The 12255-nt window shown below is 55.8% G+C and carries 12 protein-coding genes; 7 read left to right on the forward strand and 5 right to left on the reverse strand.

Going from position 1 to position 12255, the window contains the following annotated elements; genetic code table 11:
* Window positions 1-39: 39 nt before the first annotated feature.
* Window positions 40-480: a hypothetical protein gene (locus N7V53_RS14605; protein WP_279793785.1), complete on the reverse strand. Its 441-nt coding sequence runs from the start codon at window positions 478-480 to the stop codon at window positions 40-42.
* 492 nt (window positions 481-972) lie between these two features.
* Here N7V53_RS14605 and N7V53_RS14610 point away from each other — a divergent pair, with 492 nt between their 5' ends.
* Entirely contained in the window at window positions 973-1668 is a 696-nt protein-coding gene (locus tag N7V53_RS14610; RefSeq protein WP_161629330.1) for a winged helix-turn-helix domain-containing protein, read from the forward strand.
* Window positions 1669-1756: 88 nt separating this feature from the next.
* On the opposite strand, the gene groL is transcribed toward N7V53_RS14610, so the two are convergent.
* Both groL and N7V53_RS14620 read right to left on the reverse strand, forming a co-directional pair.
* Window positions 1757-3403 (reverse strand): chaperonin GroEL, encoded by a 1647-nt coding sequence (gene groL, locus N7V53_RS14615; RefSeq protein WP_023478547.1) that lies wholly within the window; start codon window positions 3401-3403, stop codon window positions 1757-1759.
* A 44-nt stretch (window positions 3404-3447) separates the two neighbouring features.
* On the reverse strand, window positions 3448-3741 hold the full coding sequence (locus N7V53_RS14620; RefSeq protein ID WP_007372708.1) for a co-chaperone GroES: 294 nt from the start codon (window positions 3739-3741) through the stop codon (window positions 3448-3450).
* Window positions 3742-3978: 237 nt separating this feature from the next.
* Here N7V53_RS14620 and yjeH point away from each other — a divergent pair, with 237 nt between their 5' ends.
* Window positions 3979-5235 (forward strand): L-methionine/branched-chain amino acid transporter, encoded by a 1257-nt coding sequence (yjeH, locus tag N7V53_RS14625; protein ID WP_279793786.1) that lies wholly within the window; start codon window positions 3979-3981, stop codon window positions 5233-5235.
* 31 nt (window positions 5236-5266) lie between these two features.
* Here the strand turns inward: yjeH and N7V53_RS14630 are convergent, their stop codons facing one another.
* Window positions 5267-5731, reverse strand: coding sequence for an FxsA family protein (locus N7V53_RS14630; RefSeq protein WP_042718491.1), 465 nt, complete (start codon window positions 5729-5731; stop codon window positions 5267-5269).
* A gap of 338 nt (window positions 5732-6069) precedes the next feature.
* Between N7V53_RS14630 and aspA the strand changes: the two genes are divergently transcribed.
* The 5 genes from aspA (at window position 6070) to N7V53_RS14655 (ending at window position 11623) form a co-directional block, all read left to right on the forward strand.
* Window positions 6070-7506, forward strand: coding sequence for an aspartate ammonia-lyase (gene aspA, locus N7V53_RS14635; RefSeq protein WP_023478344.1), 1437 nt, complete (start codon window positions 6070-6072; stop codon window positions 7504-7506).
* A gap of 115 nt (window positions 7507-7621) precedes the next feature.
* Window positions 7622-8923: an anaerobic C4-dicarboxylate transporter gene (locus N7V53_RS14640; protein WP_279793787.1), complete on the forward strand. Its 1302-nt coding sequence runs from the start codon at window positions 7622-7624 to the stop codon at window positions 8921-8923.
* An 84-nt stretch (window positions 8924-9007) separates the two neighbouring features.
* A complete protein-coding gene (gene cutA, locus N7V53_RS14645) occupies window positions 9008-9331 on the forward strand; it encodes a divalent cation tolerance protein CutA (protein ID WP_023478491.1) in 324 nt (107 codons plus the stop codon).
* Complete coding sequence (locus N7V53_RS14650; protein ID WP_279793788.1) at window positions 9307-11001, forward strand: protein-disulfide reductase DsbD; 1695 nt, start codon at window positions 9307-9309, stop codon at window positions 10999-11001. Before cutA ends, N7V53_RS14650 begins: the two co-directional genes overlap by 25 nt.
* 46 nt (window positions 11002-11047) lie before the next feature.
* Window positions 11048-11623 (forward strand): transcriptional regulator, encoded by a 576-nt coding sequence (locus N7V53_RS14655; protein WP_023478395.1) that lies wholly within the window; start codon window positions 11048-11050, stop codon window positions 11621-11623.
* Here N7V53_RS14655 and N7V53_RS14660 read toward each other — a convergent pair.
* Window positions 11620-12225 (reverse strand): LysE family translocator, encoded by a 606-nt coding sequence (locus N7V53_RS14660; RefSeq protein WP_279793789.1) that lies wholly within the window; start codon window positions 12223-12225, stop codon window positions 11620-11622. The two genes, N7V53_RS14655 and N7V53_RS14660, sit on opposite strands and share 4 nt — an antisense overlap.
* Between the last annotated feature and the right edge of the window lie 30 nt (window positions 12226-12255).

Genomic DNA, 12255 nt, shown 5'->3' on the forward strand with positions numbered 1-12255 from the left:
TAAAAACGGCATTCAAAATAAAAACTGGCGATGCCTCTGTCAGATGCTGGCAAGGTTTCGCATCTTTTCTTTAACGATTTGGTAACTCGTGTAGTGCGCCTTCGCACACAGGGTATCCAGCTTGAGATCGAGCTGCATGGTGTAGATCTCTTTCGCCTCTTTACCCATGATGTTTTTATTAATGTTCAGAAACTTGTAGCCTTCGCCTATTTTTGAGTAATCATCAGAGTAATTTTTATAGGTTGACGTATCAGTGCCGCGAATGAAGTTAAATTTGTCGATACAGGAGTTGTTAGTTGATGCAATAACGATCCCATCGAAAAAGGGTGATTTGCGCTCCGCCGCCGCGCCTTGTGGCGCGCTGACGTTACTGGCGCTGAGTGCCGAAACGCTCTCTTTTGGGCTGTTTTTATTACCCGCACAAGCTGAGAGAAGAAATACGCACGCGCTGCTTAATATAATGGCATTTAAATTGTTCATTTTATTTTTTCCCTTAAAATTTAACCATTAAAAAAATATCAGGATTTAAACGTGCGAATGCCGTGAGAATATTCCCACTCACACATCACACGCACCTAATAAGGTTGTATAATAAATTCACAATTTAGCTTTAAGCTATTTATATCGGAATATTAGACACAAACAAGATAAATTATCGCGATATAAGCCACTTCCAGCGCAACGCATAATTATTATAAGAAAAATAATAACAAAATCCCGCCCCTTCGCTGAGAATTATCTGGTAAATTGTCGGGATGCGTCTCTTAAAACAGAAAAAAAGCGGCTTTATTTATTGACAATATAGGTAGCATCGACAATATGGTTACATTTTTTAAGCAGTCTCATCATTCTGAATAGAGTGATTTAATTAACAGGTTAAAGTAAGCATTAATTAATTTCTTTATTACAGAAGCATCTAACTTTTTCTTTTTAATTTATTCCATGATCGACGGCATCATGAAAGGTATCAATATGCTCTTTATTATAGATAAGGAAATCTATTTCAGACCCGCCGATGGCGCGATATGGGGCGCGGGCACTGAAAATGAAAAACGGTTTTTAACCCTTGCCGGCAGCCGTTTGCTGCTATTTTTTATCGAGCATCGCGGCGAGATCGTGACCCGCGATGCGATCTTTCAGGCGGTCTGGGAGCGGTATGGTTTGCACTCCACCAATAACACGCTCAACCAGTACATCTCACTGCTGCGCAGAACGATGACGGACTTTGGCTTAGGCGCGCAGGTGATTAAAACCATCCCCAAAACCGGCTTTATATTCAGCCGCGATATCTCTGTTATCGCCGTCACGGAAAATCGTGACGTGGCAGTACCAGCGCCTGCGGCTGCACCAGCCGCGCCTGACCCAATGATTGCGCGTAAACAGTACGGCGCGCTGGCGCTGCTGGTGCTGTTTTTGCTGTGCACCTTTATGCTCTTTGGCCTGTGGCAGAGCCGTACCCTCAGCGCGCCGCTGCCTGAATTTGGCAAAAGCGTGGTGACGTTCACCCAGTGCGATTTTATGCCAGCGGAGAGCGAGGAGGAGCCCCGGTTGCTGGCGTCGAGTGACAAACTCAAATTTATGACGCTGGTAGACGATTTGGCCGTTGAGCAGGAAGCAACCCGCGATAAAGCCCCGTTGGCCTGCCCGGCCAACTCGCCTGCGGGCTGAAAAGCAGGCAAAAAAAAAGAGCGGGCATGAAGCCCGCTCCTCTTCGTTGAACGCGCGCCCGGTTTTTCGGGCACGTGTCCGGCAGCAATTACATCATGCCGCCCATACCGCCCATGCCACCCATACCGCCGGCAGCACCTAAATCAGGCGCGTCGCTTTTCGGCAGATCGGTAACCATGCACTCGGTAGTGATCATCAGACCGGCTACGGATGCCGCGTACTGCAGTGCAGAACGGGTCACTTTAGTCGGATCCAGGATACCCATATCGATCATGTTGCCGTACTCTTCGGTCGCTGCGTTGTAACCGTAGTTACCATCGCCCGCTTTAACCATGTTCGCAACAACAGACGGCTCTTCGCCGCAGTTCAGCACGATCTGACGCAGCGGAGCTTCCATTGCGCGCAGCGCAACTTTGATACCCACGTTCTGGTCTTCGTTCTGGCCTTTCAGCTCAGCCAGTTTGCTGGCTACGCGGATCAGCGCTACGCCACCACCGGCAACCACGCCCTCTTCAACGGCAGCACGGGTTGCGTGCAGCGCATCTTCAACGCGGGCTTTCTTCTCTTTCATCTCAACTTCGGTCGCAGCGCCAACTTTGATTACCGCAACACCGCCTGCCAGTTTCGCTACGCGCTCCTGCAGTTTTTCACGGTCGTAATCGGAAGTAGCTTCTTCGATCTGCTGACGAATCTGCGTTACGCGACCCTGAATAGCGGTCTCTTCACCCACGCCATCGATGATGGTGGTGGTGTCTTTGTTGATCACAACGCGTTTCGCCTGACCCAGATCTTCCAGGGTCGCTTTTTCCAGCTCCATACCGATCTCTTCAGAGATAACGGTACCGGCAGTCAGGGTTGCGATATCCTGCAGCATTGCTTTACGACGGTCGCCGAAGCCCGGTGCTTTCACCGCAGCCACTTTCACGATGCCGCGCATGGTGTTAACTACCAGAGTTGCCAGCGCTTCGCCTTCCACATCTTCAGCGATGATCAGCAGCGGTTTGCCTGCTTTCGCAACGGCTTCGAGAACCGGCAGCATTTCGCGGATGTTGGAGATTTTTTTATCAGCCAGCAGGATGAACGGGCTTTCCAGTTCTACTGCGCCAGTTTCCGGCTTGTTGATGAAGTAAGGGGAGAGGTAGCCACGGTCGAACTGCATACCTTCAACCACGTCCAGCTCGTCCTGCAGACCGGTACCGTCTTCAACGGTGATCACGCCTTCTTTACCGACTTTATCCATCGCTTCAGCGATCAGTTTACCTACGGTTTCGTCGGAGTTAGCGGAGATGGTACCAACCTGAGCGATAGCTTTAGAGTCAGAGCACGGTACGGAGAGCGCTTTCAGCTCTTCAACGGCAGAAGCGACAGCTTTGTCGATACCGCGTTTCAGATCCATCGGGTTCATGCCCGCAGCAACGGCTTTCAGACCTTCAGTGATGATGGACTGTGCCAGAACGGTCGCGGTGGTGGTACCGTCGCCCGCAGCGTCGTTCGCTTTGGAGGCCACTTCTTTCACCATCTGCGCGCCCATGTTTTCGAACTTGTCTTCCAGCTCGATTTCACGTGCTACGGAAACACCATCTTTGGTGATGGTTGGTGCACCGAAAGATTTATCCAGAACCACATTACGGCCTTTAGGACCGAGGGTAACTTTCACTGCATCTGCCAGAACATTTACGCCGCGCAGCATTTTTACACGAGCGTCGTTACCGAATTTTACGTCTTTAGCTGCCATTTTCTGTATTCCTTAAATTCGTTCAGGTTCGTTCGCGCGCGTTGTTACGCTTCAACAATTGCCAGAATGTCGCTTTCGGACATAATCAGCACTTCTTCGTTGTCGATCTTCTCAGCCTTCACACCGTAACCATCGTTGAAAATCACGATATCGCCCACTTTCACGTCCAGCGGCTGAACAGTACCGTTTTCCAGGATGCGGCCCTTACCGACAGCGATGATTTCGCCACGAGTTGATTTGCCTGCCGCAGAACCGGTCAGAACGATACCGCCAGCAGATTTAGACTCAACTTCCTTACGTTTGACGATCACACGATCATGTAACGGACGAATACTCATTTGATAGCTCTCCTTTGAGAAAGTCTTTATCAGTTATGGTGAGGCCGGGTCCATGCGGTTATCCGGCTGGTGACCTGAGAGATGGGGTTAGGCCTCTCCCCCTTCAAGGGGTAAAACAAAAAAAATTTTCGAAAATGCAATCGACTGCCCCCTCCCTTTGCTGGCGGGGAACGGCGAGCCATAAGTAAAACAGCTTGTGCTACCATCGACGCTCCCGATAAGAGACAGACAGAAAAAATGAGCGGATTAAAACAAGAGCTGGGGCTGGCGCAGGGTGTTGGATTACTCTCTACCTCGTTACTGGGCACCGGGGTCTTCGCCGTTCCGGCGCTGGCGGCACTGGCCGCCGGTAACAGCAGCCTGTGGGCGTGGCCATTACTCATCGTGCTGGTCTTCCCGGTGGCGATTGTCTTTGCCATTCTCGGACGCCACTTCCCCAGCGCTGGCGGCGTCGCCCACTTTGTCGGCATGGCGTTTGGCCCGCGTTTGCAGCGGGTGACCGGCTGGCTGTTTCTCTCGGTGATCCCGGTTGGGCTGCCTGCGGCCCTGCATATCGCTGCCGGTTTCTGGCAGGGGCTCTTTGGCTGGCAGGGGCCGATGCTGCTGATGGCGGAGCTGATGACGCTGGCGCTGATTTGGCTTATCGGTACGCGCGGGGCCGGCTCCAGCGCCAACCTGCAATCGATTATCGCCGGGCTGATCGTTGCCCTGCTGGTCGCCATCTGGTGGCGCGGCGGCATTACGCTGCGCGATATCCCCTTCCCCCCGCTGGGCGACGTTTCCCTCTCTGAGATGTCCGCTTCATTAGCGGTGATGTTCTGGTGTTTTGTCGGGCTGGAGGCGTTCGCCCATCTCGCCTCGGAGTTTAAAAACCCGGAGCGGGATTTCCCCCGAGCGCTGATGATTGGCCTGCTGCTGGCGGGCACCGTCTACTGGGCCTGTACCGTGGCGGTGCTGAAGTTCGATCTCTGGCATCACCTGGGCGCAGCGGCTTCGCTACCGGTGATTGTCGTCGATCTCTTTGGTAAGCAGGCGCTGTGGGTGGCCTGCATTATTGGCTATCTCGCCTGTTTCGCCAGCCTCAATATCTATATTCAGAGCTTCGCGCGGCTGGTGTGGTCGCAGGCGGCGTACAAACCCGACAGCGCGCTGGCAAAACTCTCGGCGCGCCAGTTGCCACTTAACGCCCTCAACGCGGTGATTCTCTGCTGCGTGGCCTGCACGCTGGCGATTTACGCCTTCAACATCAATCTCGACACGCTGATCATCTATGCCAACGGCATCTTTATCATGATCTACCTGCTCTGCATGCTGGCGGGATGTCGCTTGCTGAAAGGGCGCTATAAGGCGCTGGCGGCGTTGGGGAGCGTGCTCTGCCTGCTGTTGCTGATCATTCCAGGCTGGAAGAGTTTGTATGCGGTGGTGATGCTGGCGGTGCTGTGGCTCTTTTTACCGAAGCGGCGCACGACAACGGTTCGTTCGCTGCCGGAATAAAAAAATGCCCGGCAAGGCCGGGCAGCGGAGCTTAACGATCGTCTTTATGATCCAGACGGTTGTTGGGGTCATCTTTACGCTGATATTCGCCTTCAAAGGTGTCGCCACCGCCAAACCCGGCGCCCGCGCCAGGCCCGCGTGAAAAGCGCAGATGCGGCATCAGCTTGAGGGTGATCAGCTTCTGCACCGGCGGCACCAGCAGCAGCAGGCCGAGGAAGTCGGTAAAGAAACCGGGCAGCAGCAGCAACAAGCCAGCGATCACCAGCGACACGCTCTTGATCATCTCGGCCGCCGGGCTTTCACCCGCCGCCATCTTCTGCTGCATCGCCATCAGGTTTTTAAAGCCCTGGTTGCGCACCAGCGACATGCCGATAACCGAGGTGAAGAGCACCAGGATAAGGGTCATCAGCACGCCAAAGACGTGAGCCACCTGGATGAAGATCGAAATTTCGATGTAAACGTATAAGAAAAAAGCAATAAACGGTATCCAGCGCACTGGCTTCTCCTGTGAACGAGCAACGGTCATCTCACCGTTGCTAAAATGAGTCTGCGAATTCGCATAGAGATGAGATGGTGGCAAAGCTGAAAAATTCAATTTCCCTAGCGGTGTAAAGTTTTGTTTGTTACGCAGCGGTGACTTATTTCACATATTGGTAATTATGATGGGTCCAGTAAGATAATAAGTGATCCCGATTACGGCAATTCGCCCGCGCCAGCATATAATTTCACTCTTCTGGCCGATTGAGGGAATAATCGTCGGTCGAAAAAGACACATAACCACATAAATATTGTGTGATTGGTGTATTCATTCGTAGCTTGCAAAAGAAGGTTCACATGTTAAACAACATTCGTATCGAAGAAGACTTGTTAGGTACCAGGGAAGTGCCAGCGGATGCCTACTACGGCGTGCATACTCTGAGAGCGATTGAAAACTTTTATATCAGCAACAACAAGATCAGCGACATCCCTGAGTTTGTTCGTGGCATGGTGATGGTAAAGAAAGCCGCAGCGCTGGCGAACAAAGAGCTGCAAACCATCCCTAAAAGTATTGCTAACGCTATTGTTGCCGCATGTGATGAGGTGCTGAACAACGGCAAATGCATGGATCAGTTCCCGGTTGACGTCTATCAGGGCGGCGCGGGCACGTCTGTGAACATGAACACCAACGAGGTGCTGGCGAACATCGGCCTTGAGCTGATGGGCCACCAGAAAGGGGAGTATCAGTTCCTCAACCCGAACGATCATGTCAACAAATGCCAGTCTACCAACGATGCCTACCCGACCGGGTTCCGCATCGCGGTCTACACCTCGGTGGTCAAACTGATCGACGCCATCAAACAGCTTGGCGAAGGCTTTGAAAACAAAGCGGTGGAGTTCAAAGATATCCTGAAAATGGGCCGTACCCAGCTGCAGGATGCGGTGCCGATGACCCTCGGCCAGGAGTTCCATGCCTTTAACGTGCTGCTGAATGAAGAGACCAAAAACCTGCTGCGTACCGCGGAACTGCTGCTCGAAGTGAACCTCGGCGCAACGGCTATCGGTACCCGCCTCAACACGCCGGATGGCTACCAGCAACTCGCCGTGCAGAAGCTGGCGGAAGTGAGCAACCTGCCGGTAGTTGCCGCAGAAGATCTGATCGAAGCGACCTCCGACTGCGGTGCCTATGTAATGGTGCACAGCTCGCTGAAACGCCTGGCGGTAAAACTGTCGAAAATCTGTAACGACCTGCGCCTGCTCTCCTCCGGGCCGCGCGCCGGGCTGAACGAGATTAACCTGCCGGAATTGCAGGCGGGCTCCTCTATCATGCCGGCCAAAGTGAACCCGGTTGTGCCGGAAGTGGTAAACCAGGTCTGCTTTAAAGTGATCGGTAACGACATCACCGTCACCATGGCTTCCGAAGCGGGTCAGCTGCAGCTGAACGTGATGGAGCCGGTGATTGGCCAGGCGATGTTCGAGTCGATCCACATCCTGACCAACGCCTGCTACAACCTGCTGGAAAAATGCATTAACGGCATCACCGCCAACAAAGAGGTGTGTGAAAGCTACGTCTATAACTCCATCGGTATCGTCACCTACCTCAACCCGTTTATCGGCCACCACAATGGCGATATCGTCGGCAAGATCTGCGCCGAAACCGGGAAGAGCGTGCGTGAAGTGGTACTCGAGCGCGGATTGCTGACGGAAACGGAGCTGGATGATATCTTCTCTGCCCAGAACCTGATGCACCCGGCCTATAAAGCGAAACGCTATACCGATGAAAGCGAACAGTAACCTCCCCCCAGGTTAAAAAATATGAAAGGCACGTCCTCCGCGACGTGCCTTTTTCTTTTGGGTGGTTACTTACCAATAACAATTTCATATCACTTGGAAAACAAGGAAGCCCACTATGTTTGCTGCAGAGCTTGTCCTCGTCTTACTTGCCATCTACCTTGGCGCCAAGCTCGGGGGGATCGGCATTGGCTTTGCCGGTGGCCTCGGGGTGCTGGTGCTGACGCTCTTCTTTCAAATTAAGCCCGGCGCCATCCCGTTTGACGTCATCGAGATCATCATGGCGGTCATCGCTGCGATTGCCGCCATGCAGGTGGCGGGCGGAATGGATTACCTGGTCAGCCTCGCCGAGCGCATGCTGCGCCGCCATCCGAAGTACATCACCTTTCTCGCCCCGCTGGTCACCTGGTTTATGACCATTCTGGCGGGTACCGGCCACACAGCTTTCTCCACGCTACCGGTAATTACCGAAGTGGCAAAAGAGCAGGGCATCCGCCCGTCGCGCCCGCTCTCTATCGCCGTGGTGGCGTCACAAATCGCTATTACCGCCTCGCCCATCTCTGCGGCGGTGGTCTTCTTTGCCGGTATCCTTGAGCCGCTGGGCGTCAGCTACCTGACGCTGCTGGCGATCTGTATTCCCGTCACGCTGATTGCCGTGATGCTGACCGCCATTGTCTGTAACTTCCTCGGCTGCGAGCTGAAGGACGATCCGGTCTACCAGGAGCGGCTGGCGAAAGGGGAAGTGAAGCTGCGCGGCGAGCAGGTGTTCGCCCTGAAGCCCCACGCCAAACGCTCGGTGATGCTCTTTCTGGTCGGTATTATCGCCGTCATGCTGTACGCCACCGCCATCAGCCCGACGGTTGGGCTGATCAATAACCCGGTGCTGCCGCGTAACGAAGCGATTGTGGTGTTTATGCTGACTATCGCTACGCTTATCTGCCTGAGCTGCAAAGTCGATACCGGCGAGATCCTCAACGCTGGCACCTTTAAATCCGGCATGAGCGCCTGTATCTGCGTGCTCGGCGTCGCGTGGCTCGGCGATACCTTCGTCAAACACCATATTGAAGATATCCAGATGGTGGCAGGCGATCTGCTGCATAGCTACCCGTGGCTGCTGGCGGTGGTGCTCTTCTTCGCTGCTACCCTGCTCTATTCGCAGGCGGCGACCACCAAAGCGCTGATGCCCGCCGCGCTGCTGCTTGGCGTCTCCCCGTTGACCGCCGTGGCTTCATTTGCCGCCGTTTCGGCGCTGTTTGTGCTGCCGACCTACCCGACGCTGCTGGCGGCGGTCGAGATGGATGACACCGGTTCAACGCGCATCGGCAAATTCGTCTTCAACCACCCCTTCCTGATCCCCGGCGTGATCGCCATTGCGCTCTGCGTGGTGCTCGGCTTTATCTTCGGCACTATCTTGTTGTAAAAGTCTATAAATCGGGCTGCCCGGCGGCCCGATCTTCCCGCGTCGCATGCTATAGTCCCTGCTTTCGCTTTCAGGAGGTTGAGAATGAACACGCCCGACGCCGTTGTTGTACTCTGCACCGCCCCGGATGAAGCCACCGCCCAGGATCTGGCGGCCAAAGCGCTGGCGGAAAAACTCGCCGCCTGCGTGACGATCCTGCCCGGAGCGACCTCGCTCTACTACTGGGAAGGCAAGCTGGAGCAGGAGTATGAAGTGCAGCTGCTGCTGAAAACCGACGTCGCGCATCTGGACGATCTCTTCGCCTGCCTGAAATCGCATCACCCTTATCAAACCCCTGAACTGCTGGCGCTGCCGGTTTCTCACGGAGAGCACGACTACCTCACATGGCTCAACGCATCCTTACGCTGATCCTGCTGTTATGCAGCACATCCGCTTTCGCCGGGCTGTTCGACGCGCCCGGCCGCTCTGACTTTGTGCCTGCTGACCAGGCTTTCACCTTTGATTTTCAACAGCATCAACATGACCTGACGCTCAACTGGCAGCTGAAAGAGGGTTACTACCTCTACCGCCAGCAGATCCGCGTCACGCCTGCGCAGGCGCAGATCGGCGCGCTCGAACTGCCGAAGGGCGAGATGCATGAAGATGAGTTCTACGGCAAAACCGAGATCTATCGCCAGAAGCTGAACCTGCCGCTAAGCATCGCGCAGGCCGGGAAAGGCGCGACGCTCACCGTCACTTATCAAGGCTGTGCCGATGCCGGTTTCTGCTACCCGCCGGAGACCAAAGTGGTGCCGCTGATGGAGGTCGCCGCCGCGCCGGTGGTCGCGCCAAAAGCCGCACCGGCAACGGAAACCGCGCCCGAGCGCCCGCTGCCCTTCTCCGCCCTCTGGGCACTGCTGATCGGTATCGGCATCGCTTTCACCCCCTGCGTATTGCCGATGTACCCGCTGATCTCCGGCATTGTGCTCGGCGGCAAACAGCGCCTTGCCACGCCGCGCGCGCTGCTACTGGCCTTTATTTATGTGCAGGGGATGGCGCTGACCTACACCGCGCTGGGGCTGGTGGTGGCCGCGGCCGGGCTGTCGTTCCAGGCCGCGCTGCAACACCCCTACGTGCTTATCGGCTTGTCGCTGCTGTTTAGCCTGCTGGCGCTGTCGATGTTCGGCCTCTTTAACCTGCAACTGCCTTCCGCGCTGCAAACCCGCTTAACGCTATGGAGCAACCGCCAGCAGGGCGGCTCCGTTGGCGGCGTGTTTGCCATGGGGGCGATTGCAGGGCTTATCTGCTCGCCCTGCACTACCGCGCCGCTCAGCGCCATCCTGCTCTATATCGCTCAGAGCGGAAACCTGTGGCTCGGCGGCGGCACGCTCTACCTTTATGCCCTCGGCATGGGCCTGCCGCTGATCCTTGTGACGGTATTCGGCAACCGCCTGCTGCCGAAAAGCGGGCCGTGGATGGAGCAGGTCAAAACCGCCTTTGGCTTTGTGATCCTCGCCCTGCCGGTCTTTCTGCTTGAGCGCGTGCTGGGTGAAGCCTGGGGGCTGCGGCTCTGGTCATTGCTTGGCGTCGCCTTCTTCGGCTGGGCCTTTATCACCAGCCTCAACGCCACGCGCCCCATCATGCGGGTGCTGCAAATCGCTCTGCTCGGCGCGGCGTTGGTTTGCGCTCGTCCGTTGCAGGACTGGGCCTTCGGTGCGCCAGCGGCGCATACCGCAGCGCCTTTGGCCTTTACGTCGGTGAAAACCGTCGACGATCTCAACCGGGCGCTGGCGCAGGCCAACGGTCGGCCTGTCATGTTAGATCTCTATGCTGACTGGTGCGTGGCCTGTAAAGAGTTTGAGAAGTACACCTTCAGCGACCCAAAGGTACAGGCGGCGCTGAAAAACACGCTGTTATTACAGGCCAACGTGACGGCTAATGACGCACAGGATGCCGCGCTGCTGCGCCATCTGAATGTGCTGGGGTTGCCGACCCTGCTCTTTTTTGACGCGCAAGGGCGAGAGCAGCCAGCGGCCCGGGTGACCGGGTTTATGCCTGCCGACGCCTTTGCCGACCATTTGCGCAAACGCGCCCCGTAAACAACACTTGGTGGGGAAGTTTGACGCAGTAACGGAGGAGACCACTGTGCAACGCGAAGACGTTTTAAGCCAGACATTGCAACTGCTTGAATTAAGAGGCATTGCGGACACCACTCTTGAAATGGTTGCCGAGCGCGTCGACTATCCGCTGGAGGAGTTCCGCCGTTTCTGGCCCGATAAAGAGGCGCTGCTCTATGATGCGCTGCGCTATTTAAGCCAGCAGATCGATACCTGGCGCCGCCAGCTGCTGCTGGATGAGAGCCTTAACCATGAACAAAAACTGCTGGCGCGTTACGCCGCGCTGACCGAGTGCGTGAGCAACAACCGCTATCCGGGCTGCCTGTTTATCGCCGCCTGCGCCTTCTTCCCCGCCCCGGATCACCCGATTCACCAGCTGGCGGATCAGCAGAAGCTTGAAGCGTATAACTTCTCTCACAAGCTGCTGAACGAGCTGGAAGTGGACGATGCGGCGATGGTGGCGAAGCAGATGGAGCTGATCCTGGAAGGGTGTCTTAGCCGTATGCTGGTCAACCGCAGCCAGGCGGATGTCGACACCGCCCAGCGGCTGGCAGAAGATATTCTGCGCTTTGCCCGCTGCCGCAAGGGCGGCGCGCTGACCTAAGCGCTTAGTAGCCCCGCCCACGCGGAGATAAACAGACCCAGCGCCATCACGCGCTGGAAGGTGATGAGCGAGGCCGGGGTACGAAAGAGCCGGTTAACGGCTTTGCCCAACAGCGCCCAGCCGAACAGGCTCACCACCGAGATGATGAAAAAGAGCAGCGCCATCACCGAGACCTCGCGCAGCGGATGACCGCTGTGTGGGGCAAACAGGCTCACCACCGCTAAGGCCATCATCCAGGTTTTCGGGTTGATCAGTTGCAGTATCGCCGCCGCGCGCGCAGTGAACGGCTGCTGCGCCTCGCCGTGCAGATCGGTGGCCGGCGCACGAAACAGCTGCCAGCTCATCCAGCTTAACCACGCCACGCCCGCCCAACTCATCACCGTTCTCACCAGGACATGTTCCTGCAATATCTGCCCTGCGCCTGCACCGGAGATAAAGACAATCACGCTGGCGGCAACGCAGGCGCTCACCACCGCAGGCAGCGTGGCTTTGACGCCAAAGCGCTGGCTGCTGGCGAGGATCAAAATATTGGTCGGGCCAGGAGTGATCGACGCGACAAAGGCAAAGAGTAAAAACGGTAGGAAGGTTGAGATCAGGGTCATTGTCAGGCTCCTTAGGTATCAGCCTGTCAA

Origin of the sequence: Kosakonia sp. HypNH10 (assembly GCF_029850615.1) — a bacterium.
In the GTDB taxonomy this organism is placed as follows: Bacteria; Pseudomonadota; Gammaproteobacteria; order Enterobacterales; family Enterobacteriaceae; genus Kosakonia; species Kosakonia cowanii.

Coding starts and splice junctions, on each gene's coding strand:
- N7V53_RS14660 (WP_279793789.1), bottom strand. CDS start 12,225: ATGACCCTGATCTCAACCTTCCTACCGTTTTTACTCTTTGCCTTTGTC.
- cutA (WP_023478491.1), top strand. CDS start 9,008: ATGAACACGCCCGACGCCGTTGTTGTACTCTGCACCGCCCCGGATGAA.
- N7V53_RS14620 (WP_007372708.1), bottom strand. CDS start 3,741: ATGAGTATTCGTCCGTTACATGATCGTGTGATCGTCAAACGTAAGGAA.
- groL (WP_023478547.1), bottom strand. CDS start 3,403: ATGGCAGCTAAAGACGTAAAATTCGGTAACGACGCTCGTGTAAAAATG.
- N7V53_RS14605 (WP_279793785.1), bottom strand. CDS start 480: ATGAACAATTTAAATGCCATTATATTAAGCAGCGCGTGCGTATTTCTT.
- yjeH (WP_279793786.1), top strand. CDS start 3,979: ATGAGCGGATTAAAACAAGAGCTGGGGCTGGCGCAGGGTGTTGGATTA.
- N7V53_RS14640 (WP_279793787.1), top strand. CDS start 7,622: ATGTTTGCTGCAGAGCTTGTCCTCGTCTTACTTGCCATCTACCTTGGC.
- N7V53_RS14650 (WP_279793788.1), top strand. CDS start 9,307: ATGGCTCAACGCATCCTTACGCTGATCCTGCTGTTATGCAGCACATCC.
- aspA (WP_023478344.1), top strand. CDS start 6,070: ATGTTAAACAACATTCGTATCGAAGAAGACTTGTTAGGTACCAGGGAA.
- N7V53_RS14610 (WP_161629330.1), top strand. CDS start 973: ATGCTCTTTATTATAGATAAGGAAATCTATTTCAGACCCGCCGATGGC.